20 protein-coding genes and 1 tRNA gene are annotated in these 21,942 nt (G+C 47.7%); 8 read left to right on the top strand and 13 right to left on the bottom strand.

Annotation, left to right across the window (positions count from 1 at the left end):
* The first annotated feature begins 73 nt into the window (after positions 1-73).
* Both AAHB90_RS01465 and AAHB90_RS01460 read left to right on the top strand, forming a co-directional pair.
* On the top strand, positions 74-1,180 hold the full coding sequence (locus AAHB90_RS01465) for an MBL fold metallo-hydrolase (protein ID WP_342083126.1): 1,107 nt from the start codon (positions 74-76) through the stop codon (positions 1,178-1,180).
* A 76-nt stretch (positions 1,181-1,256) separates the two neighbouring features.
* On the top strand, positions 1,257-1,469 hold the full coding sequence (locus AAHB90_RS01460) for a hypothetical protein (RefSeq protein WP_342083125.1): 213 nt from the start codon (positions 1,257-1,259) through the stop codon (positions 1,467-1,469).
* Positions 1,470-1,476: 7 nt separating this feature from the next.
* On the opposite strand, the gene AAHB90_RS01455 is transcribed toward AAHB90_RS01460, so the two are convergent.
* From AAHB90_RS01455 to AAHB90_RS01445, 3 genes are read right to left on the bottom strand one after another with little or no spacing between them, the layout of a single operon-like run.
* The gene (locus tag AAHB90_RS01455) at positions 1,477-1,812 is read right to left on the bottom strand and encodes a HigA family addiction module antitoxin (RefSeq protein ID WP_342083124.1); all 336 of its coding nucleotides are present in this window, start codon (positions 1,810-1,812) and stop codon (positions 1,477-1,479) included.
* An 11-nt stretch (positions 1,813-1,823) separates the two neighbouring features.
* Positions 1,824-2,102: a type II toxin-antitoxin system RelE/ParE family toxin gene (locus AAHB90_RS01450; protein ID WP_342083123.1), complete on the bottom strand. Its 279-nt coding sequence runs from the start codon at positions 2,100-2,102 to the stop codon at positions 1,824-1,826.
* Between the two features lie 41 nt (positions 2,103-2,143).
* Entirely contained in the window at positions 2,144-2,479 is a 336-nt protein-coding gene (locus tag AAHB90_RS01445) for a helix-turn-helix domain-containing protein (RefSeq protein ID WP_342083122.1), read from the bottom strand.
* Between the two features lie 101 nt (positions 2,480-2,580).
* Between AAHB90_RS01445 and AAHB90_RS01440 the strand changes: the two genes are divergently transcribed.
* On the top strand, positions 2,581-2,853 hold the full coding sequence (locus tag AAHB90_RS01440) for a hypothetical protein (protein ID WP_342083121.1): 273 nt from the start codon (positions 2,581-2,583) through the stop codon (positions 2,851-2,853).
* Positions 2,854-2,939: 86 nt separating this feature from the next.
* On the opposite strand, the gene AAHB90_RS01435 is transcribed toward AAHB90_RS01440, so the two are convergent.
* On the bottom strand, positions 2,940-5,120 hold the full coding sequence (locus tag AAHB90_RS01435) for a T9SS type A sorting domain-containing protein (RefSeq protein ID WP_342083120.1): 2,181 nt from the start codon (positions 5,118-5,120) through the stop codon (positions 2,940-2,942).
* 455 nt (positions 5,121-5,575) lie between these two features.
* A tRNA-Glu gene (locus tag AAHB90_RS01430) sits at positions 5,576-5,647 on the bottom strand.
* Between the two features lie 254 nt (positions 5,648-5,901).
* On the opposite strand from AAHB90_RS01430, the gene AAHB90_RS01425 reads away from it, so the two are divergent.
* The gene (locus AAHB90_RS01425; protein ID WP_342083119.1) at positions 5,902-8,388 is read left to right on the top strand and encodes a M14 family zinc carboxypeptidase; all 2,487 of its coding nucleotides are present in this window, start codon (positions 5,902-5,904) and stop codon (positions 8,386-8,388) included.
* A gap of 216 nt (positions 8,389-8,604) precedes the next feature.
* Here the strand turns inward: AAHB90_RS01425 and aroQ are convergent, their stop codons facing one another.
* A complete protein-coding gene (gene aroQ / locus AAHB90_RS01420) occupies positions 8,605-9,024 on the bottom strand; it encodes a type II 3-dehydroquinate dehydratase (protein ID WP_342083118.1) in 420 nt (139 codons plus the stop codon).
* Positions 9,025-9,058: 34 nt separating this feature from the next.
* Here aroQ and xerD point away from each other — a divergent pair, with 34 nt between their 5' ends.
* Positions 9,059-9,955 carry a site-specific tyrosine recombinase XerD gene (gene xerD, locus AAHB90_RS01415; RefSeq protein ID WP_342083117.1) on the top strand — a complete coding sequence of 299 codons (897 nt, stop codon included), beginning with the start codon at positions 9,059-9,061 and terminating at the stop codon, positions 9,953-9,955.
* A 4-nt stretch (positions 9,956-9,959) separates the two neighbouring features.
* On the opposite strand, the gene AAHB90_RS01410 is transcribed toward xerD, so the two are convergent.
* Positions 9,960-10,166: a hypothetical protein gene (locus tag AAHB90_RS01410; protein WP_342083116.1), complete on the bottom strand. Its 207-nt coding sequence runs from the start codon at positions 10,164-10,166 to the stop codon at positions 9,960-9,962.
* A gap of 1 nt (position 10,167) precedes the next feature.
* Complete coding sequence (locus AAHB90_RS01405) at positions 10,168-10,674, bottom strand: SixA phosphatase family protein (protein ID WP_342083115.1); 507 nt, start codon at positions 10,672-10,674, stop codon at positions 10,168-10,170.
* 200 nt (positions 10,675-10,874) lie between these two features.
* Here AAHB90_RS01405 and sppA point away from each other — a divergent pair, with 200 nt between their 5' ends.
* The gene (gene sppA / locus AAHB90_RS01400) at positions 10,875-12,641 is read left to right on the top strand and encodes a signal peptide peptidase SppA (protein WP_342083114.1); all 1,767 of its coding nucleotides are present in this window, start codon (positions 10,875-10,877) and stop codon (positions 12,639-12,641) included.
* 53 nt (positions 12,642-12,694) lie between these two features.
* Here sppA and AAHB90_RS01395 read toward each other — a convergent pair whose 3' ends face one another.
* The 4 genes from AAHB90_RS01395 to metH form a co-directional block, all read right to left on the bottom strand.
* Positions 12,695-13,618, bottom strand: a complete 924-nt coding sequence (locus tag AAHB90_RS01395) for a YihY/virulence factor BrkB family protein (protein WP_342083113.1) — start codon at positions 13,616-13,618, stop codon at positions 12,695-12,697.
* A gap of 165 nt (positions 13,619-13,783) precedes the next feature.
* Positions 13,784-15,022, bottom strand: coding sequence for a NupC/NupG family nucleoside CNT transporter (locus AAHB90_RS01390; RefSeq protein WP_342083112.1), 1,239 nt, complete (start codon positions 15,020-15,022; stop codon positions 13,784-13,786).
* A gap of 95 nt (positions 15,023-15,117) precedes the next feature.
* The gene (locus tag AAHB90_RS01385; RefSeq protein ID WP_342083111.1) at positions 15,118-15,666 is read right to left on the bottom strand and encodes a nuclear transport factor 2 family protein; all 549 of its coding nucleotides are present in this window, start codon (positions 15,664-15,666) and stop codon (positions 15,118-15,120) included.
* A gap of 200 nt (positions 15,667-15,866) precedes the next feature.
* Positions 15,867-19,691 (bottom strand): methionine synthase, encoded by a 3,825-nt coding sequence (metH, locus tag AAHB90_RS01380; protein WP_342083110.1) that lies wholly within the window; start codon positions 19,689-19,691, stop codon positions 15,867-15,869.
* Between the two features lie 189 nt (positions 19,692-19,880).
* On the opposite strand from metH, the gene AAHB90_RS01375 reads away from it, so the two are divergent.
* Positions 19,881-20,357: an Lrp/AsnC family transcriptional regulator gene (locus AAHB90_RS01375; protein ID WP_342083109.1), complete on the top strand. Its 477-nt coding sequence runs from the start codon at positions 19,881-19,883 to the stop codon at positions 20,355-20,357.
* A 74-nt stretch (positions 20,358-20,431) separates the two neighbouring features.
* Here AAHB90_RS01375 and AAHB90_RS01370 read toward each other — a convergent pair whose 3' ends face one another.
* Positions 20,432-21,043, bottom strand: coding sequence for a hypothetical protein (locus AAHB90_RS01370; protein WP_342083108.1), 612 nt, complete (start codon positions 21,041-21,043; stop codon positions 20,432-20,434).
* 220 nt (positions 21,044-21,263) lie between these two features.
* Between AAHB90_RS01370 and AAHB90_RS01365 the strand changes: the two genes are divergently transcribed.
* The gene (locus tag AAHB90_RS01365; protein ID WP_342083107.1) at positions 21,264-21,878 is read left to right on the top strand and encodes an RNA polymerase sigma factor; all 615 of its coding nucleotides are present in this window, start codon (positions 21,264-21,266) and stop codon (positions 21,876-21,878) included.
* Positions 21,879-21,942 lie beyond the last annotated feature (64 nt).

Raw genomic sequence — 21,942 nt, 5'->3', positions numbered from 1 at the left:
GTACATTCGTCCAGTTTAAACTTTCAACACTCCTCCACATACTATGAGTAAACGGATCATTAAATTTTCCTTCATGATATTCTTCATTTTTCTTGGATTGATAGTCCTTGCCACGGTTGTATTCATGCAGCAGCCGTTATTTGGAAGACACCCCTCGGGCGCACGGCTCGAAAGGATCAAAAAGTCGCCTCATTACCGTGACGGGCAGTTTCAAAACGAGAGCTTCACCCCCGATCTAGCCGAGGGTAACAGTTATCTGAAGGTGATCACGAAGTTTTTCTTCGGTAAGAGCAAATACAACGTTCCGGGCGCATTGATCCCTTCTCAAAAAACGGATCTGCTGCATTTAAAACCGGAGGAAAATGTGCTGGTATGGTTCGGCCATTCGTCGTATTTTATGCAGATCGACGGCAAAACCATGCTCGTAGATCCGGTTTTCAGTGGCAGCGCATCGCCCCTGAAATTCACCACGCCGAGCTTCAAAGGCACCGACGTTTATCAGGTTGAAGATTTCCCGGTCATCGACTATCTCTTCATTTCCCACGACCATTGGGACCACCTCGATTACGAGACGATCCTGAAACTCAAAACCAAGGTCAAAAAAGTCATAACCGGCCTCGGCACGGGAGAGCATTTCGAATATTGGGGCTATGATTTAGCCAACATTATCGAAAAAGACTGGAACGAAGGTGCCGACCTCGGCGGTGGTTTTAAAGTGAATGTAACTCCCGGAAGGCATTTTTCAGGTCGCGATTTCAGCCGTAACCGAGCTTTATGGGTATCATTCGTGTTGCAAACGCCGACCATGAAGATCTTCATCGGCGGGGATTCGGGTTATGACAACCATTTCAAAAAGATCGGCGCGCAGTTCGGGCCGTTCGACCTCGCCTTGCTCGAATGCGGTCAGTACAACGAAGCCTGGAAATACATCCATATGATGCCCGAAGAAACCGTAACAGCTGCCCGCGAACTCGGAGCAAGGAAATTAATGCCGGTACACTGGGCCAAATTCGCCCTCTCCATCCACGACTGGAACGAGCCCATCCTCCGCGCAAGCGCCGAAGCGCAAAAACAGAACATACCGCTCGTAACGCCGCTGATCGGCCAGAAGGTGGATCTGAAAGGAGATCAGGTATTTACGCAATGGTGGAAGGAGGCACGGTTGCAGCCGGAGGGGTAGGAAAAGAGCTGGATATTTTTGAACTTTGGTTATCTGACAACCGGGAGATTCTCCCTTAACACACTACACTACAAAAATGACTCAGGAACTGGTTGATAAAGTGCGGGCTTATGTGGCCGAAAGAAGAAGGGAACTTGAAAATTCTCCCAATGCTGCGGAACTATCCAGAAAGCGGCTACAAGAAATTGGCTATTTAGATGAAAATGGTGAAGTGGCAGAGCAGTATCGGGGTGGCATCCCAGCCGAATCCTCCCCGGTGAGGCCTGATCCATTAAATTTGATCTTTTAAAGTACGTCTAAGCTGAAAGCAGTCCGGAGCGACCTTCATTCGCGACGAAATGCGTGATTTCATCGCGATTGACCTTATTTTCAGCCAGCCATAAATCGTAGTTGCGCTGCAAATTCAACCACAAGTCCGCGCTCGAGTTGAATGCTTCGGACAGTTTTACAGCCATTTCGGCGTTAATGGCCAATTTTTGATTTAATATTGAAGAAAGTGTTGCTTCGCTCACGCCAAGGCCGGAAGCTATTTCAGTAACGGCGAACTCCTTCCCCGTTTCCTCCCGCAGTCCTTCAATCATTCCCATTAATATCGCGCCCGGATGACTCGGACGCATTCCTTTCTTTATCATAATGCGCGCTGTTAGTGATAGTCAATATAATCCACATCAAATACATTCCCATCTACAAAACGAAAAATTATCCGATAGTTTGCATTGACTCTAATGGAGTGGTAACCCTTATATTCACCAGAAAGTTTATGTAGCCGATAACCCGGAAAATCTAGTTGCTCGATACGCTCGGCGGCGTCGAGCATTGAGAGGATTTCACGTAGGCGCTCCACCAGATGAGCGCTAAGTTTGGAAGGATTGTCGTACACAAACAAGAGGCTAAGCCCCTTATGGGTAATTGTCTCTATCATAGTGTGTTTGATTAATTTCAAAGCCCTTATTGGCCTACTCATCACTTCTTCCCCAACTCCCTCTCCAACTCCGCTATCCGCTCGTCCTGGTTTTGCAATGCCTTGCGCTGCAAATCGATGTATTCGTTTTTACTTATCGTGATGAGATCAGCATTATCAACAAATTCAGGTTCATCTCCTCCGTGTCCGACCAGCAGCCAATAGGGATCGACATCAAATTCGGTGATGATCTCACTGATGGCTTCGGCCGTCAAACTTGCCGTGCCCTTTTCAAATCTATGATAGGTACTTTGAGCAACACCTATCTTCTTAGCAAACTGGGTTTCACTAAGTTGCAAATGCTCGCGAAGTCTTCGAACTCTTTGATAGTCAAACATTATTAAAAAAGAGTCACAATTTTAATTCACTTTGAATTGCTATTAATTTAAATTGAATTAAATTTGATAAAACACAATCTGTTAACCGCAAATTACACATTATGCACATCGAAACAAGTTTGACCGATCGGGTTTTGGTGCCGATCAAGCAGCGACTGCTGCTGCGGTTTTCGAAAGCGAAGGGAATAGTCGGGCCGAAATGGCGCGAAAGCCTGGCGCAGCATGACCCGTTTTTTGATACCCGCATGGGCGAGGCCTATATGCGCTCGGTGGCACAGGCTTATTCGGATCCGAGGCGGGGGAATGTCGACCGCATAGAGCGTGTAACATTGGGACTTGAAAGGATTGCCGGCATTACCCCTTCGCCTATCTAGGATCGTTGCCAGCCAGGTTTAAACGCAAACAGCCGGACTCAAAGCCCGGCTGTTTGCATTATTCGTCGATCAGTGGATTTCACCCATCAATCGGCTTTGATAAAGCGTAGCTTCGTCGCTTCGCCACCGTGGTTGATCTTCATGAAGTAATGTCCTCCACCCAACTTCTTCACATTAATGCGGTGGGCATTTTTGCCTTCCGAAATGCGGATCGCGGAGCTGCTTACAGGTTGTCCGGCGAGGTTGTAGATCATCACATCCGAAGTTCCGGCAGTACGTGACGAGAATTGAACGTTCACGAAATCCTGAGCAGGGTTTGGTGCGATAACTGTACCGGTGATAATGCCAGGATTGACCGCGACGAGCTTACTTTTGGTGTAAGTGCCGTCAATATCAATCTGTTTCAATTGATAATAATTTGTTCCAAGCAATGGGGTTTCGTCGAGGAAGCTGTATTTGCCTATGCGCTGGTCTGTGAGAGCTACTTTGCCAAGTACTACCTCGTTCTGCATACGGTCATCGAAACGTAGTATTTCGAACTCCTTCCCGTCCTTCTCTTCAACTACATTCCAGGTCAGCTCAACGCCTTTCTCGACGGTTTTCCCTTCAAAATTCGATATGTAAATGGGCAGCGGAACATTCACGCCAAATGCTGTCGACGTGGGTGTCGATTTACAGTTTCCGCCTTGGATTTCTAGGGTATAAATGCCGGTCGTCAGCGTGTTGTAACTGATAGAAGGTGTGTTGCTGGTAGGCGCAACCCGGTTTTGGCGGATCACAGCACCATCTTTTTTGATCTTCCAGTCGATCGCAAACACATTATCGCCGTCGAAAAGGAACGAAAGCGATGTTTCGCCTGAGGATACGATCGACTGCAGACTTGGTCCGCGTGTACACGCCGTACGCGTGTCCGTCGCAGAAACGCTGAAACTCTTTGTTGCCACAGCTGGCGCTTTGCAATCCTCGGCTTTCAACTCGAACGTGTATGTGCCGTTTTGCAGATAGTTAAATGTCAGGTTGGCTGCATTAGAAGTAAGGGTGCCCGTTTTGCCACTTGCCACTGCATTGGCACTGCCGTCCAGGATTCTCCATGAAAATACATGCAGGTTGGTTCCGCCGAAGTTAATTGTCGCGCTGCTCGGGGTGATTGAGGCGACGCTGGTCACTGAGGGGCCATTTTGGCAATCCGGAATGGTTACCACAGGCTCGTTGATCGTGAATGCACGGCTGCTCACTGCCGAAGTACAATTATTCCCTTCAATTTCTAATGTATAATTGCCCGGAGCCAGTGAACTGTACGTCAAATTAGTCGAAGTAGCGCTGCCGAAATCGTTCGTCGTTCCCGATCTTACCGAACTACCATTTGATTTGATACTCCATTTCAGGCTGCTTACGCCGGAACCGGTGAAAGAAACCGTGAGGGCAGTCTGGCTGATATTGGTAACATTGCCGATTGCTGGGCCGGATGCGCAGTTATTGTCAGGCAGCGGTGTCGCAGACTTGGGCACTGCTGGCCAGAAGCAGCTATTCGCCATAGTGGTGGTCAATACACCTCTCCATTGCGGGTCCAGGTAACTTCCATTTCTCCCCTCGATCGTTTCGCCGAGCAACCCCATATAGTAGTTATCTGTACGAGTGTCGTTCTCTCCCTGTTTGATCATGACACGCAAAAAGCCATTCACGTACTTGATAAACTGATAAGTATTCCCTGTACTTCCCACAAAAACACCCAGCCTGTTACCATCCGGCATAACCACGCCATTACAAGTGATCTGACCGCTTCCGTTCGTACCCAACATATTCACCGGTGCAGTGCTCGGGTCAACGGGATTCACGCAGGCGCTGATCATCGCGTCGTTGGTAGGATTGTTTGGAAAAGTGTTCTCTTTCAGGTTAAAAAGAATAAAAATGTTATCGGCTACCTTGCCATTCCAGTTGAGGTAAATCCGGTTCTCCGTAATGCGCGTGTACACTGGCTGGTCGTCACCTGTTCTTCCCAGAAACTCGCCATGTGTCCAAATCCGGCCTCCGCAGGAAACCCGCGTAGCCAGAGGCGCAGCCGTTTTGGCCGCAATAGTAAAAGATTCGTCCGCAGACTCTGCGTAGGGATTCCTGATTTCGTAAGAACCGTTCAGGTCACTCGCAATACTGCTTTCCACAGTTACGCTGTCCACAGGCAAAACCCTGCTTCCAGCTTCATTGTTAGGAGCCGCTGCCACTGAGCTTATCACTCCTCCCGCAAAAACAAGTTTCAGTAAAAATTTCATAGAGCGTAAAAAATAAGTGGGCGATGCGAACGAGGTAATCGATTGTAATACAATTTAGAAATCAATCTTCTCGCTCGTTCCAAATATACTACAAAGACTTAGAAAATATTTTATACTTGTAGAATAATATTGCTTGCGAAAACGCTGGGACACTCCATTCAAAAAGAGAAAAATCCGCAAAATTGGGTCTAATGAATTGCTAGACGCAATTTTTGTGACAAACGAATCCTAAAATTGATGAGGAAAATAAAAATGAAAATATTACGGGGATGCAACTAACTGAGGACTAGCGCTAACTAATTCGAATTAAGATTAAAACTAGCTGACTTTCCCATGTAAAAAACCGTCGAACTTTTTCTTTCAGCAAAAAAATATATAGGGAGTAGACACAAAAAAACCGCTCAAAATCTGAGCGGTTTTTTGAATGATTGAAAGTGCTGTTTCGCACGGTTTTGTGACCCATAGGGGAATCGAACCCCTGTTTCAACCGTGAAAGGGTCGTGTCCTAACCGCTAGACGAATGGGCCGACTGGTCTCCTACTTCGTGCGTTTTTTCAACTACTTTCTTTCACTTTTCGTTTCCCTGTTCCGAAAACGTGGTGCAAAGATGCAGGGTCAGATTTAAAAAAGCAACATCTGGCAGCAAATAAAAATCAATTAATTTTTAGTTAACTCATTTTCAACAACATTTAACACAAACTTTTTTTATCTCTCTATCGAGTGGAGCGTAATTCAGGTATCTTTTTAACTTTGGGTTACCACCTACGCCATTTCGCTTCCTATGACCAGACTGATACACTTCCTCTTCTTTTTGTTTTCCATCCAAACTGCATTCGCTCAAACCCAGACGCCAGATGAGTTCCTGCGCTTCCCGCTCGGTTCCGGATTCGCATATCATCACCTGATCGTGGATTATTTCAAATCGGTTCAGTCACAGAATACCGACAGAATGAAGCTGGTCCGGTATGGCACTACCAACGAAGGTCGCCCGCTGATGCTCGCATTCGTGTCGTCGCCCGAGAACATAGCCAAACTGGAATCGATCCGGACGAATCACCTGAAAAGTATCGGTTTGCTGCCGGGAAAAGCCGACGCAAGTGTCCCGCCGATTGTGTGGCTGAGCTATAATGTGCATGGCAATGAGGCTGTATCGGCCAATACGAGCATGAAAGTGATTTATGAGCTACTAAACAGGAACAATGCGCTTACGCAGGATTTTCTCAAAAATATGGTAGTCCTTATCGATCCGTGCATCAATCCCGACGGGTACGAGCGCTATACACAATGGTACAACCGCGTCCGGAATGCGACGCCGGATGTAACGCCCTTTGCGCTTGAACATGAAGAACCCTGGCCGGGCGGGCGTTTCAACCACTATCTTTTCGACCTCAACCGCGACTGGGCCTGGCAAACCCAAAAAGAGACACAGGAGCGCATTGCATTGTACAATCAATGGATGCCCCATTTCCATGCCGATTTCCACGAAATGAGCCCTTCGCGAAGCTATTACTTCCCACCGGCTGCCAAGCCCTACAACAAGGACGTAACGGCCTGGCAAAGGCAGTTCAACGAGCTGATAGGCGAGTATTGCCGCAAATATTTTGACAAAAACAACTGGGCTTATTTCACCCGGAACGATTATGACCTGTTTTATCCCAGCTACGGCGACACCTGGCCCACCGCCAATGGCGCCATCGGCGTCACGTACGAGCAAGGCGGGAGCGGACGCGCAGGCCTCGCGCTCGAACGCGCGAACGAGCACGATACACTGACACTCAACGACCGCATTGCACACCACTATGCGACGAGTCTGGCTACATTGGAAGCAGTATTATCCCAAAAGGAAAAGATTGTAGCGGAGTTTATCAGATTCCATCAGGATGCCGCCAGCGCGCCGACGGGTAATTTTAAAACTTACCTCATTAAAACGGGCAATAATGAGAACATCCGGTCATTCAGGAACTGGCTCGACCGGCAGGGATTTAACTACGGCATCGCGGGTAAAGCTATGTCCGCCAAGGGCACGGAATTGACATCTTCTGCCGAGCAAATGATCAAAATAGACAATGATGACCTGCTGATCAGCGCTTATCAACCTAAATCCAATTTACTCCGCATTCTTTTCGACCCTAAACCGGCCCTGGAAGACTCGGTGACGTACGATGTTACCAGCTGGGGCCTCGCCTATATTTTTGGGTTGAAAGCTTATGGTTTAAAAGAAAAACTGACTCCAGTTGCCGCTCAGCCAGCCGCGATTGAGAATATCATACCAGCCGCAGCACCTTACGCTTATCTTGCAAACTGGTCGAATGCAGAGGATGCAACTTTCCTCGCAGAGCTTCTCAAAGGCGGCGTGCTGGTCAAAACCTCGAATACGCCGTTTGAAATGGACAAGATAAGTTATCCGGCCGGCACATTGATCATCACCAGAAAAGGCAACGAGCGCATTCCGTTCGATAAAGTGGTAACCTCGCTGGCAAACAAACATTTCGTGAAACTCACTCCCGTCAAAACCGGCTTTGTGAGCACGGGCCCCGATTTCGGCAATGATCATGTTGTTGCCCTCAAAGCGCCAAAAGTGGTTGCATTAGCTGGCGATGGTGTTTCTCCGACCGCATTTGGCGCCATCTGGCATTATTTCGAACAACAGATTAAATACCCGGTAACAATCGTCAATGCTGCGAAACTGGCTGGTTTGCCCTGGAACGAAATCGACGTGCTGATCCTGCCCGACGGCCGCTATGGCGATATGATCTCCGACAAATTGCTCGACACTATTCAAGGCTGGGTCAAAAATGGCGGCAAGCTGATTGCCATGGAGCATGCAACCGATGCGTTGGTCAACAAACCCGGTTTTGGTCTAACCAAGAAATTCTCCGAAAAAAAAAGGGATGAAGACACATTCAAAAAATATGGCGAACAGCAACGTCAGGAAGCGAGCGACTCCTCGCCGGGGAGTATGTACCAGGTCAGCATGGATGCTACCCATCCGCTTGCATTCGGATGCGGGGATGAATATTTCACAATCGTACGCGACGCCTATGAGCGCGATTATCTCAAAGACGGCTGGAATGTAGGCTATCTGAAGGAAGACAATTACAAAGCCGGATTTGTAGGTATCAAAATGGCCGGCAAGCTAAAAAATACCCTGATCATCGGAACCCAGGAATTAGGCCGCGGGCAGGTAATTTACCTCATGGACGACCCGGTGTTTCGTGCAATGCTGGAAAAAGGCAAACTGCTGTTTGGAAATGCGGTGTTTAGGTAATTTTGAATGATTGAATGATTGAATGATTGAATGAATTGGCGAGCTAAGACAGAATAGCTGACTCTTGAATAGCTGAGTTTCAAATAATTGAAATAGATAGCCTGAACTAATGAATCGAAGGCATATGACTAATAACTAGCTTTTACAGCAATAACTATTGACCAACTAATCATTCACTCATTCAGTCATTCAGTCATTCAGTCATTCAAAATTCATTCAATCATTAAAATACCGCACCGCCAGCTCATAGCCTTTCAGCCCCAACCCGGCAATTATTCCCTTACAGCGCGATGTCAGGTAGCTGTGGTGCCGGAACGATTCGCGAGCGTGGATATTTGAAATGTGTACCTCAACTGCCGGCGTGGTAACAGACGATAATGCATCCGCCAGGGCTATGGAGGTATGGGTATAGCCGCCCGCATTGATGACGATCCCGTCGAAGGAGAACCCTGCTTCATGGATTTTGTCGATCAAAGCGCCCTCGTGGTTCGATTGAAAATAATGCAGCTCCGTTTCGGGAAAAATCCCTTTGAGCGTTTCGAAATAGTCTTCGAACGACTGGTTTCCATACACTCCGGGTTCTCTTTTGCCCAAAAGATTCAGGTTCGGGCCGTTCAGGATCAATATCTTTTTCATTTGCTTTGTAGCATTCATAAATTCTTCCTTCGCTATGTGGCAAAGCTACATCAAACATTTTAAAAATTACCTCAGACTTGAACGTTCGCTTTCCGGCAACTCCGTGGAGGCATATGTGCGGGACGTGGAAAAACTGGAAGAATTTCTCGAACTAAGTAAGATCGACCTTGGTCCTGCCCGCATACAGGAAGAACATCTGTCGGCTTTCCTCAAATACGTCGCGGAGATGGGCCTGGCCGCGCATTCGCAGGCACGGATGCTGTCGGGCATCAAAGCATTTTTCAAGTATTTAATGCTTGAAAACGAAATTTCGGAAGATCCGACCGAACTGCTGGAATCCCCCCGCCTGCCACGCAAACTGCCGGATGTCCTGTCGTATGAAGAAATCGAAGCAATGCTAAGCGCTATTGACCATTCTACGCCTGAGGGCACACGGAACCGGGCGATCATGGAAGTTTTATACAGCTCGGGCTTACGCGTTTCGGAACTGACGGACTTGCAGCTTACCAACTGTCATTTCGATATCGGTTTTCTCCGCATTATCGGAAAAGGCGACAAAATGCGGCTGATCCCCATCGGGAAAGAGGCTATTAAGTATACCCAAATCTACCTTGATCATGTGCGAGGGGATATTGCTCCTCAAAAAGGAAGCGAAGATATCGTATTTCTGAACCGGCGCGGCGGCCAGCTCTCGCGGGTGATGATTTTTCTGATGATCAAGGATACGGCTGAAAAGGCGGGTATTCACAAAAACGTCAGTCCACATACGTTCCGGCATTCGTTTGCTACCCACCTCATCGAGGGCGGGGCGAGCCTGCGCGCAGTGCAGGAAATGCTGGGACATGAATCCATTACCACCACCGAAATTTACACACACCTCGACCGTGATTATCTCAGGCAAATCATCACTGAATTTCACCCCAGAAGCTGAGCCGTTACTCTTCTACTTCCCTCAGCAATGAATCCAGTTTCAACGAATCGGCATCCGGGGTAGCTCCCGGCAGTGCCCTTTTTAGTTGCTTGGGTTTGTTCCAGGGCGCGGTGGTGCGGCTCGACATGTCGTACGAAATGTATGCGAACAGTGCTACGAACGCGATAAAAACGACGATAAATATCTTCTTGTTCCGGTTTGATTTTTCCATTTTACTCTTCGTCTCTTACCTGCTTGGGTGTCTTGTACAGCACCAGATCACCGGTTTTCGCAGATATTTCCTCCCATTTCTGATCTTTGAATTCAATAAATGCTGCGCTTCCCTTTTTCATGGACCCTATACTGTCACCCGACAAATATTCCGCGAAATAAGTAATGTCCGGGTTGTGACCGAACAGTATCAGCGTCGTATGCTCCTCTGATACGGTGTTCACCGCCTGCAGGTACGCCCTGGGGCCACCGTCATAGATTCCCTCCTTTGTCTGAATGACATCAACCGGCAGTTTGTATTGACCGGCGATGATCTCGGCCGTCTTATACGCCCGTGAAGCGGGGCTGGACACAAAAATATCAGGTTTCACCCCCTCGCCAACCAGCCATTTCCCCATCGCAATCGACTCCGACAGACCTTTGCTGTTCAAATTTCTGTCGAAATCTTTGATTCTGAAACTCTGGTCTTCGGCGGTTGCATGCCGGACTAAAATGAGGGTCTTTTTCATGTGCTGATTTTTTCTCCAAAAGTAAATAATCTGCTTATGTAAAACCGCTGGTTCAGACTGAAAAATTGGAGCAGTCATTTTCAACCACTTAATAGGCATAAACGACCTTTTGACATTATTTCATCCACAAACCGCGACAATTAATACGTAATTTTGTTCCTTAATCAACTTATAGAGACGAAATCCATTAGCAATAGATTATGTTACAATTCCTTAAATATGTCCTGGCGACCTTCGTAGGCATTATCCTCTTCCTGTTCCTCTCCTTTTTCATTCTGGCCGGCATTGGTTCGCTTTTCTCTTCGGAGGAAAAAGTAACGCTCGAAGACAAATCGGTACTGAGGCTCGATCTGAACCAGCCGATCAAGGAAGTAGGCGTCGACAATCCCTTGTCGGAATTTGGAGTGCCTTTTAGCGGCGAAGAAAGTGTAGTGGGTCTGAAGGACATTATAGATGCATTGAAAAGCGCGCAGACCGATGATAAAATCAAAGGTATTTATCTGAAAACGGAAGGTCCGGAGGCCGGTTGGGCCACTTTGGAAGAAATCCGGAACCAGCTCCTGGAATTTAAAAAATCGAAGAAGTTCGTTGTCACTTACGGAGAGAGCTATTCAGAGAAGGGCTATTACATTGCTTCCGTAGCCGACAAGATTTATCTCAACCCCGCCGGCGGCATCGAATGGAACGGTCTTTCGGCGGAGTATAGTTTCTTCAAAGGCACATTCGATAAGCTGGAAATCAAGCCACTGGTGTTCCGGGTCGGCGAGTTCAAAAGCGCAATCGAGATGTTCTCTCGCCAGGACATGAGCGAGGCGAGCAAAAAGCAATCCATCGAACTGATCGGCGCCATCAATAGCAACTTCCTGAAAAACATTTCGGCTTCCCGCAATATTCCCGTCGATGAACTCAAAAATCTGGCCGATTCGCTGGCCGTAGAAAACCCGAAATCGGCGTTGAAATACAAATTTGTTACCAACCTGGGTTATCAGGATGAGCTTGAAACAGTATTGAAAAAAGACCTGAAAATCGATGCGGACAAGTCGATTTCCTATGTTGGTGTAAACAAGTACCTGCAAGGGTCCGGCGCTGTCGAGAAGGGTGATTTCAACACAAGAGTAGGCGTGCTCGTCGCGGAAGGAGAAATTACCGGTGGTGACGGCGGCGATTCGAATATCGGTTCCGAGAAGTTTGTGAAGGAACTGAAAGAAATCCGTGAAAATGACAAGATCAAAGCGGTGGTGATCCGCATCAATTCACCCGGCGGCAGCGCATTGGCATCGGATGTAATGTGGCGCGAAATTCAGCTAACCGCAAAAAAGAAACCCGTTATTGCTTCCATGTCCGACGTAGCCGCTTCCGGCGGTTACTACATGGCGATGGGTTGCGATACCATCGTTGCCCAGCCTAATACCATCACCGGTTCAATCGGTATTTTCGGGTTGATTTTCAATGTGACCGACTTCATGAACAACAAGTTAGGCATTACCTTCGATGGCGTCGGCACCAGCCCCCACGCCGACTGGCCGACCGCTACCCGCGAAATGACTGATTTTGAAAAGAGTATGATCCAGAAAAGCGTTAACGAAGGCTACGAAACGTTCACCCGGAAAGCAGCAGAAGGCCGCAAAATGTCTGTCGAAAAACTGAAAGGCCTTGCGCAAGGCCGCGTTTGGTCGGGAGTCGAGGCCAAACAGAACGGACTTGTCGACGTACTCGGCGGTGTGGACGATGCAATTAAAATTGCCGCAAAGGCCGCCAAGCTGAAAGAGGGAGACTATCGCGTACGCTATTATCCTGAGAAAAAGCGTCCATTTAATGAAATGGTCGAAAAGCTATTGGGTGACAATGAAGAAGAGGCCACCAACAAGGCGCTCGGCGATATGGCTCCATATGTGAAAATGTATAAAAAGTTAATGAATATGGGCGGAATGCAGGCCCGCATGCCATTCGAAATGGTGATCCGCTAGTTTCTGATTCTCTTTTGTGATTAAAAGGCCCTTCTGATACCGGAAGGGCTTTTTTAGTCGGTAATCGTGGCACCGGTCTTCCGGTCGAGCTCCTGCCGGACAATCAGCACCGCATGCTTATTGGGTGCGATAGCTACACCATCGAGACGCGCATATACCTTGGTAAACTCCGCTCCAAAATAGAGGATGATTGACGAATAATAAATCCAGGTCAGCAGGATCACAATCGAGGCCGAAGTACCATATGCCGCCCCAAGATCCGACTGCCCAAGGTAGAAACTGATGATAAATTTCCCGACCAGGAATAAAACGGCGGTAAATGCGGCGCCAACGAGACATTCTTTCCAGCGTAGTTCTCCGTCGGGCAGCACTTTGAAAATTACGGTAAACAATGCAGTAATGATCGAAAGCACCAGCGCCAGATTGACAATATAAAACACCACTACCGACGCCTCCGAGAATAACGCTTCCAACCGTGAGCTTAGCAGATCAACCAGCGCACTCGCTCCCAGCGAAACCACCAGCAGAAAACCGAGCGTCAGGATAAGAGAAAACGATATCAGCCTGTTTTTCAGGTATTGGAGCCAGCCCTTCTTGGGTTTCGCTTTGATGGCCCATATAAAGTTGATGGAATCCTGCATTTCGGCAAAGACCCCCGTAGCACCGATCAGCAGGGTAGCAATACCTATCGCCGCCGCGACACCCGATTTATTGGACAGTTCGGCATTTTTAAGAATTTCCTGCAATTGCGAAGCGGCGGAAGCGCCTACCAATCCGCTGATTTGCCCGAACAGTTCACCCTGGATCGCATCCTTGCCAAAGAAAATACTGAAAACCGAAATGATCACCAGCAGCATTGGCGCCAGTGAAAAAATGGTATAGTACGAAAGCGCGGCACTCAGCTTCATGCCATTATCGTTCAGAAATTCCTCGAAACTATCTTTGAGTAAAGACCAGAAGAGTTTGACACGTTTCATAGTACAATGTGTTGATACGATTTTTCAGATGTTGACAGGATGTTGGTAAAAACTTTTATGCCAGGTAAGCACAGCTTTTTCGCCAATGAAACCTTCAAAAACACAAAAAGAGCAACCGTTGTGCTCTTTTTGTGTTCAATTGAATACCTTTTTGACGGCCTCGTTTTACAAAAGCAATCCCGCAAGGGTAGCCGACATGTAAGAGGCCAATGTACCGCAAATTAATGCTTTAAACCCAAGCCTGGCCAAATCGGCACGACGGGAAGGTGCGAGCTCTCCAATCCCTCCCACCTGAATCGCGATGGAGCTAAAATTGGCGAAACCACACAATGCAAAGCTCGTAATGACGATGGTTTTGTGGTCAAGCGTGTCTTTCAGCTTTACCATGTCGAGGTAAGCTACGAATTCGTTAATTACCATTTTGGTACCCATCAATGAGCCCGCCGCCTCGATGTCCTTCGCCGGAACGCCCATTGCCCATGCGAAAACAGAGAATATCTTACCTAGGATGAAGTTGAAGCTCAATTGCGGAAATGCGAACAGACCGCCAATGTAGCCCAGCAGGTAATCCAGTAATGCCACGAGCGCGATAAAACCGATCAGCATCGCAATTACATTAAAACCTACTTTAAGGCCTTCGCTCGCCCCCGCGGCAATGGCGTCGAGCAGGTTGGCGTGGGTTTTCTGGATTTCCAGCTTCACCATTCCTTTCGTATCAGACTTGTCCGTTTCGGGGAAAACGATTTTCGAAATGACGAGGGCGCCGGGAGCGGCCATCAGACTTGCCGCGATGAGATAGGGCGCCGGTACACCCAATGAAATATATACGGCCATTACCCCACCGGCAATGCAGGCAAAACTACCTGTCATCGATGCCATCAGTTCGGAGTTGGTCATGTTTTTCAGATACGGCTTGATCATGATCTGCGCCTCCACCTGTCCGACAAACGTACTAGCCACGTTCGAAAGTGCTTCCGCACCGCTCACGCCCATAAGCCAGTATACGCCGCGTGCAATCACCGACACGACGCGCTGCATAATGCCCAAATGGTAGAGCATATTCACCAGCACAGCCACAAAAATGATCGTTGGAATTACTTTAAAAAAGAAGACGAAATCGTTACCCGGTCCGAATGCTCGCTGCATCAGTTCAGGTCTTACCAATGTGCCGAAAACGAAATCGGCACCTTTATCCGAAAAAGAAAGCAATTTCTGGACTTTGTCGCCAAGCCATTGAAAAATCGACTGGCCGATGTCGGTTCGGAGGATAAAGACTGCAAGCCCGAATTGAAGGCCCAGGCCTACGACGACGGTACGGTAATTGATAGCCTTTCTGTTATTCGACATCGCGAACGCGATGCCCAGGATCAATACGATACCCAGCAATCCTGTAAATCTCTCCATGCGTAGTTTGTTGTCACTTTTTAACCAAAGGTGCAAAATAACAACAAATTAGTCGCTTGGCTGCAACTAACTCAAAATATCAGGAAGAGAGGCAATTATTTAGAAGTTTTGTCTGATTTTACATCAGTTGAAATGGAATCAGCCTGACGATGGGCGATTTTCCAGACATTATTTTCTTTCCGGAAAAGGACTGTCACATGCAAATCGGCCTGGCGGCCATCCGCGAAAAGGTAATGCTCTTTTTGAATGAGATAGCCTTGTGTAGCGCCTTCCTGGCTTGCGACTTTTTCGAATGTATACGTCACATCTTTCGCGGGAATGCTTCCGGCATTGTTCAGGCTTGCTTCAACAGCTTTCCAGCCCTTGGAATCGGCATTTGCAATACCTCCGAACATAGTAACATCATCCTGGTGGGACCACAACGATTTGAAAAATGCCGGATTGCCTTTCGCCATTTCGAGGTTGGCTTTGTGCAGGTCAGCAACCGCTGCATCCAGGGAAGATGCTACCATTTCCTTGGTCACATGCTTGCTTCCGTACCCTGCGGTAATAACGGGCTGGGCATTTTCTCTCGTCATAGTCCTGTATTTGAAGGACGATGCCAGTAGTATGAGAAGGATGAAAACTGAGATATTTCTTTTCATGGCTAATAAACTATTAAGTTCTCACTTAAGTAATGCAAATATCAGGCGTTCAAACGTCAAAAAATAGCGTATAAATACCTGATTAAGACACGCCATACCACCTAATTACGCCCTTTTGTAAAAATTAGTATATTTTGGGCACAAAAAAAGGAGAATAGCAACGAACTACTCTCCTTTTGTACTTTTTAAATAAAATCGTTCTAGTATCCGAGCACCGGCGAGAGCCATTTCTCGATCTCTTCGACCGGCATATCTTTGCGGCGTGCATAATCCTCAACCTGGTCTTTATAGATCTTACCAACCGGGAAATAACGGCTGTCCGGATGTGAAAAATACCAACCGCTCACACTACTTGCAGGATACATTGCAAAGCTTTCCGTGAGGGTAATACCAAGCTCTTCAGCACCAAGCAGATCAAACAAACGACGCTTTTCGGTATGATCAGGGCAAGCAGGATAGCCTGGCGCCGGACGAATGCCCTTGTACTCTTCCTTAATGAGCTCTTCGTTCGTCAGGCTTTCGGTTTTGTCATAACCCCACAATTCCTTGCGCACTTTTTCATGCATTAGTTCTGCCAGGGCTTCCACCAAACGGTCGGCCAGTGCCTTGACCATGATGCTGTTATAGTCGTCGTGATCTCTTTCATATTTGTCCAGCAATGCCTCAATGCCAACACCTGCCGTAACCGCGAAACCACCGATATAGTCGGTATGGCCGGATTCCAGCGGAGCCACAAAATCTGACAGGCAGTAGTTCGGCAGGTTAGCCGCTTTCTGGCTTTGCTGACGTAAATGGTGCAATACGGCAGCGGTATCCGCTACCAATTCGCCTGCATTCAGGTTTGCGACGCTCTGCTGACTGATCTTATATTCGATATGCTGGTGCGAGCCATGACGTTCACAAGGTACCTCACGGGTTTCTTCCTCGAAATGGTGCAGCACGATATCGTCCTGGATCGAGTTGGCCGGCCAGAAACCGACCACAGCCCGCGCTTTCAAGGTTTTATCACGAATGATTTCTCCTAAAAGAACAGCAGCATCTTCGTACAACTTCATCGCCTCCTTACCTACGACTGCGTCATCGAAGATTTTTGGGTATTTCCCGTGCAATTGCCAAGTCTGGAAGAACGGTGTCCAATCAATGTATTTCGCAATATCTGCCAGATCGTAATCGTCGTACACACGGGTACCCAGGAACTGAGGTTTCACGGCCTGGAAGCTTGTCCAGTCAATTTTTGCCTTATTATCCCTTGCCTTAGCAATAGTGACGTGCGCCTTTTCTCCGCCCCGTTTCGCGTGATCGTCACGCAGTTTGGCATACTCTGCTTTGATATCCGCTAAAACATCTGCCTGACTTTGCGCGCTTTGGATCAGCTTGCCTGCCACAGGTACCGAACGCGACGCATCAAGCACGTGGATTACCGCCCCGGAATAGTTCGGGTCGATTTTCACCGCCGTGTGAATGCGGGAAGTAGTAGCACCGCCGATCAGCAACGGCATTTTCATGCCACGGCGCTCCATTTCCTTGGCAACACCCACCATTTCGTCGAGCGACGGTGTAATAAGGCCGGAAAGACCGATAATATCCACATTATGTTCCACGGCAGCCGCCAGAATCTTATCCGTCGGTACCATTACGCCCAGGTCGATAATCTCGTAATTATTACAACCCAGCACCACACCGACAATATTCTTTCCAATGTCGTGTACATCGCCTTTTACTGTTGCCATCAATATTTTACCGGCCGATGAATTGCCCTCTTGTTTTTCAGCTTCGATGAACGGCTGCAAATATGCCACCGCCTTCTTCATGACCCTAGCCGATTTCACAACCTGCGGCAGGAACATTTTACCTTCGCCAAACAAGTCGCCGACGATACTCATCCCGTCCATCAAAGGTCCCTCGATTACTTCAAGCGGACGTGCGAACAAGTGGCGACACTCTTCAATATCTTCATCTACGTAATCCGAAATACCTTTCACCAATGCGTAGGAAATGCGCTCTTTAATTGGAAGCTCTCTCCACGAAAGGTCGGGGCCATTTTGGGTTTTCCCTTTGTCCTTAACCGTTTCCGCATAGGTTACCAGACGCTCGGTCGCATCCGGGCGGCGGTTAAGCAATACATCTTCAACAAGTTCCAGCACATCTTTCGGAATTTCATCGTAAATGCCAATCTGTGCCGCATTCACGATACCCATGTCCATACCCGCCTTGATCGCATGGTAGAGGAATGCGGTATGGATCGCCTCACGGACCGGCTCATTACCCCGGAAACTGAATGAAACGTTGGAAACACCACCCGACACTTTCGCATGCGGCAGGTTTTCCTTAATCCATTTCACACTGTTAATAAAGTCGACCGCGTAATTATTATGTTCCTCCATCCCCGTAGCAACGGTCAGGATGTTGGGGTCAAAAATGATGTCCTCTGCCGGGAAACCGACTTCGTCTACCAGAATACGGTAAGCCCTCTCGCAGATTTCGATCCTGCGTTCGTAGTTATCAGCCTGACCTTTTTCGTCGAATGCCATTACAACCGTAGCTGCACCGTAACGGAGCACTGTCCTCGCCGATTCTTTGAATTTCTCCTCACCCTCTTTGAGAGAAATCGAGTTCACGATGGATTTTCCCTGCACGCATTTCAGGCCCGATTCGATAACCTCCCATTTCGAAGAGTCGATCATCAACGGCACCTTAGAAATGTCCGGCTCGGATGCGATCAGGTTCACAAACGTCTTCATCGCCTCCACACCGTCGATCATACCTTCGTCGAGGTTCACGTCGATCACCTGTGCTCCGCTTTCCACCTGCTCACGCGCGATAGTGAGCGCTTCGTCATATTTGCCTTCACGTACCAGGCGGGCGAATTTCTTGGAGCCGGTTACATTACAACGCTCACCGATGTTCACAAAATTGGTCAGTGCATTGATCTTTACCGGTTCCAAGCCCGAAAGTTTCATGACCGTTTCCGTTTCCGGCAATGGTCTTGGCCGGTATTTCCGGGCCGTTTCGGCAATTACCTGAATGTGATCGGGCGTAGTACCGCAGCATCCGCCGATGATATTGATCAGGTTGTCCCTCAAAAACCCGTCAATGATCTCGCCCATTTGCTCCGGTGTCTGATCGTATTCACCCATTTCGTTCGGCAGGCCCGCATTAGGGTGCGCAGAAGTATAGAAAGGCGATTCCTTGGCCATAATCTGCACGTAAGGGCGCATCAAATCGGCTCCCAATGCACAGTTCAGACCAACTGATAATAATGGTAAATGGGACACCGAAGTCAAAAATGCCTCGGTCGTCTGACCCGACAACGTCCTTCCGGAAGCATCGGTAATTGTTCCCGAGATCATGATCGGCAATGCCTGCCCCGGCTCAATGCGCCATGAATCCAGGTGTGGAACTTTACCAGCCTTTGCATCCACAAAGAATTGATCTATCGCAAAAAGTGCGGCTTTGGCATTCAGTGTATCAAAAATCGTTTCAACCAGCAACAGGTCGCAACCTCCGTCGGTCAGGCCTTTTACCTGCTCATAGTAGGCTTCCACCAGCTGATCAAAGCTGATGGCCCGAAAACCGGGATTATTTACATCCGGCGAAAGCGATGCGGTACGGTTGGTTGGCCCGATGGAACCGGCCACGAAACGGGGCTTATGCGGCTCACGCTCCGTAAATTCATCCGCAACCTGCCGCGCAAGCCGTGCAGATTCGTAGTTGAGCTCATACACGATCTCCTCCATGCCGTAATCGGCCATGGCGATGGTCGTGCCTGAAAATGTATTGGTTTCGGCAATGTCTGCCCCTGCCGCAAAATAAGCGGCGTGAATTTCTTTGATAATGTCCGGACGTGTGAGCGAGAGCAGATCATTGTTCCCTTTCACATCGTGCGGCCAATCTGCGAACCGTTCCCCCCGGTAGTCGTGATCCTCCAATTTATACCGCTGGATCATCGTACCCATAGCTCCATCCAGTACCAGAATACGGTTTTTGAGAATTTCGCGGATATCTGCTTTTTGAGTTGCTACCATAAGTGTTTTAAATGTATGATTATCATTTCGCCGGAAAAGCACATGCTTCTTGAATTGACAAATTTAAGCCAATAGATGTTTTGTTCAATAAAATCAAAAAATTCAGATTAAAAGTCTGACAGTTTTACCAAACCTAAATTATTTATCTATATTCGAAGCGATCTCGAAGTGAATAAAGATATTCTATCTATGCATAATCTGGACGATATTGACGCCAAAATCCTGCATTTGCTGCAACAGGACGCTACTTTGAAAACACGTGAACTGTCGGAAAAGTTGAACCTCTCCTACACGCCCGTATATGAACGTGTACGCAGGCTGGAAAAAGAGGGTATTATCAAAAAATATGTAGCGCTGGTGGACCGGGAAAAAGTCGGCAAAAAGCTAATGGCCTTTTGCAACATCGCATTGAAGGAACATTCGAAGGTGATGGGCGAAAAATTTGTAAAAGCCATTTCCGCGATGTCGGAGGTGATGGAATGCTTCAATATCTCCGGGGATTATGATTTTTTGCTGAAAGTAGTCGTCGACGACATGTCGCAATACCAACAATTTTTAATGCAAAAACTGGGTTCGCTGGAAAATATCGGCAGCACGCATAGCCTTTTTGTAATGGGTGAGATCAAGAACTCGTCGGCTTTGGAAATGCTATCCCCCAAAAAATAAATACGGCACCGGAAAATCCAGCACCGTATTCCAACTCACCCCTAACAAAATATTTTTACGATCGCATTGATCTGTTAATGTCTTTTATGGCGCCTAATAGGCTTTTCGAGCTCCTTATTGAAAGATCCGCCCGCGTTGAAAAGCAGTATTTTCACTTTTTTATCCACCAATATTGCCACATAATATTCCCCGGCATCGTTGGTTCCCGCGAGTTTGATTTCCGCTCCCGTATAATTGGCAGTAATGTAGGTGGTAACATTCGAAGGCAATGCGCTCACCTCGATTTTAGTCAGTTTTGCTTTTGGCACATGCTGTTTCAGTTCGGCCTTAAACGTACCGTCCGCATCGAAAAGCAGACCTTTTACTGATCCATCGGCTAGGGTAACAGCGACCACAATCTTTCCGGATTGGTCTTTTGCAGCGTATTTGATTTCAGAACCGGCATAAGCACTGTCGATGTAGGTGGTCACCATCGCGGGCAAATCTTCCGTCGCAACTTCCGTCAGTTTTCCTTTACATCTGCCCAACGTTACCGAGTCGGTCAGTACGGCGTACCTCGCCGCCGACTCAACCACACTTTCGAAATCACTCGCCTCAGTTTCAGGGCTCAACGACTCGCCGCTCTTCTGACAGGCCGTAAACCAGATGCCTATCAACACCATCAGTAAAAGTGAAACTTTTTTCATGATATACCCACGGGTTTTTGTGAAAGTATCAAACTGTTTTCTGCCTTTACGCCCCCTCTGATGCCCATGTTGCATGCCGAAGGATTTTTTTGCGATTTTTTTCAGCCCAACCTGCATTTCCGAAGCATCAAAACTTTTCGTAATTTTTTGCAACAGATTAACGGGCAGGAACGTATTCAAAAGTGAGAAATTCTATCCCTGACAACTTGATACCCTGACCTTGCTTTTTAAAAGAAAAATATCTTTTAACGAAAACGACTTTGAGTCGGTAGTAGCGGCATGTATTGCCGGGGATAATCAGGCGCAGAGGCATCTGTACAAACAGTTCTTCGGCTATTCAAAAAGCATATGCCTGCGATACACATCGTCGACGGAAGAAGCGGAGGAGGTTTTGAATGAAGGTTTTTTGAAGGTATTTAACAATTTGGGGAAGTACGATGCCAATCACCCTTTCAAGGCGTGGCTGCGGACGATCATGGTAAACACGGCCATCAGCTATTACCGCAAGCACAAGAAACACACGGAAGATGTGATCGCACTGGAAGATGCCCCTTACCCCAAATTTGATGAAGATGTGATAAGCCAGATCACTGCCGAGGAAATACTGGGCCTGATCCAACGGATCAAACCGGTTTATAAGAATGTATTTTTGTTATACGTGGTAGATGGCTACAATCATCGTGAGATAGCAGACCTGCTGCAAATCAACGAGGCAACGGTAAGATCGCATTATGTGCGCGCCCGGGCTCGTTTGCAGCATTTGATCAAACAATATTACCCACATCTCTTCCCAAGTGATTGGGCTGTTAAGTCATTCAGAGGCAATGAAAACTAATAGATTTGAAAATACTATACGCCGAAAATTAGAGAGTATTGAACCGGACTTTCAAGAGCAGGAC

Source organism: Dyadobacter sp. OTU695, assembly GCF_038440355.1.
Lineage (GTDB): Bacteria > Bacteroidota > Bacteroidia > Cytophagales > Spirosomataceae > Dyadobacter.
Note: the sequence above shows the minus strand (reverse complement) of the source record. Positions and strands in the feature narration are given on the sequence as shown.

Bases quoted from the DNA above. Each gene is read 5' to 3' on its own strand.
- AAHB90_RS01465 (WP_342083126.1), top strand. From the start codon at position 74: ATGATATTCTTCATTTTTCTTGGATTGATAGTCCTTGCCACGGTTGTA.
- AAHB90_RS01460 (WP_342083125.1), top strand. From the start codon at position 1,257: ATGACTCAGGAACTGGTTGATAAAGTGCGGGCTTATGTGGCCGAAAGA.
- AAHB90_RS01455 (WP_342083124.1), bottom strand. From the start codon at position 1,812: ATGATAAAGAAAGGAATGCGTCCGAGTCATCCGGGCGCGATATTAATG.
- AAHB90_RS01450 (WP_342083123.1), bottom strand. From the start codon at position 2,102: ATGATAGAGACAATTACCCATAAGGGGCTTAGCCTCTTGTTTGTGTAC.
- AAHB90_RS01445 (WP_342083122.1), bottom strand. From the start codon at position 2,479: ATGTTTGACTATCAAAGAGTTCGAAGACTTCGCGAGCATTTGCAACTT.
- AAHB90_RS01440 (WP_342083121.1), top strand. From the start codon at position 2,581: ATGCACATCGAAACAAGTTTGACCGATCGGGTTTTGGTGCCGATCAAG.
- AAHB90_RS01435 (WP_342083120.1), bottom strand. From the start codon at position 5,120: ATGAAATTTTTACTGAAACTTGTTTTTGCGGGAGGAGTGATAAGCTCA.
- AAHB90_RS01425 (WP_342083119.1), top strand. From the start codon at position 5,902: ATGACCAGACTGATACACTTCCTCTTCTTTTTGTTTTCCATCCAAACT.
- aroQ (WP_342083118.1), bottom strand. From the start codon at position 9,024: ATGAAAAAGATATTGATCCTGAACGGCCCGAACCTGAATCTTTTGGGC.
- xerD (WP_342083117.1), top strand. From the start codon at position 9,059: ATGTGGCAAAGCTACATCAAACATTTTAAAAATTACCTCAGACTTGAA.
- AAHB90_RS01410 (WP_342083116.1), bottom strand. From the start codon at position 10,166: ATGGAAAAATCAAACCGGAACAAGAAGATATTTATCGTCGTTTTTATC.
- AAHB90_RS01405 (WP_342083115.1), bottom strand. From the start codon at position 10,674: ATGAAAAAGACCCTCATTTTAGTCCGGCATGCAACCGCCGAAGACCAG.
- sppA (WP_342083114.1), top strand. From the start codon at position 10,875: ATGTTACAATTCCTTAAATATGTCCTGGCGACCTTCGTAGGCATTATC.
- AAHB90_RS01395 (WP_342083113.1), bottom strand. From the start codon at position 13,618: ATGAAACGTGTCAAACTCTTCTGGTCTTTACTCAAAGATAGTTTCGAG.
- AAHB90_RS01390 (WP_342083112.1), bottom strand. From the start codon at position 15,022: ATGGAGAGATTTACAGGATTGCTGGGTATCGTATTGATCCTGGGCATC.
- AAHB90_RS01385 (WP_342083111.1), bottom strand. From the start codon at position 15,666: ATGAAAAGAAATATCTCAGTTTTCATCCTTCTCATACTACTGGCATCG.
- metH (WP_342083110.1), bottom strand. From the start codon at position 19,691: ATGGTAGCAACTCAAAAAGCAGATATCCGCGAAATTCTCAAAAACCGT.
- AAHB90_RS01375 (WP_342083109.1), top strand. From the start codon at position 19,881: ATGCATAATCTGGACGATATTGACGCCAAAATCCTGCATTTGCTGCAA.
- AAHB90_RS01370 (WP_342083108.1), bottom strand. From the start codon at position 21,043: ATGAAAAAAGTTTCACTTTTACTGATGGTGTTGATAGGCATCTGGTTT.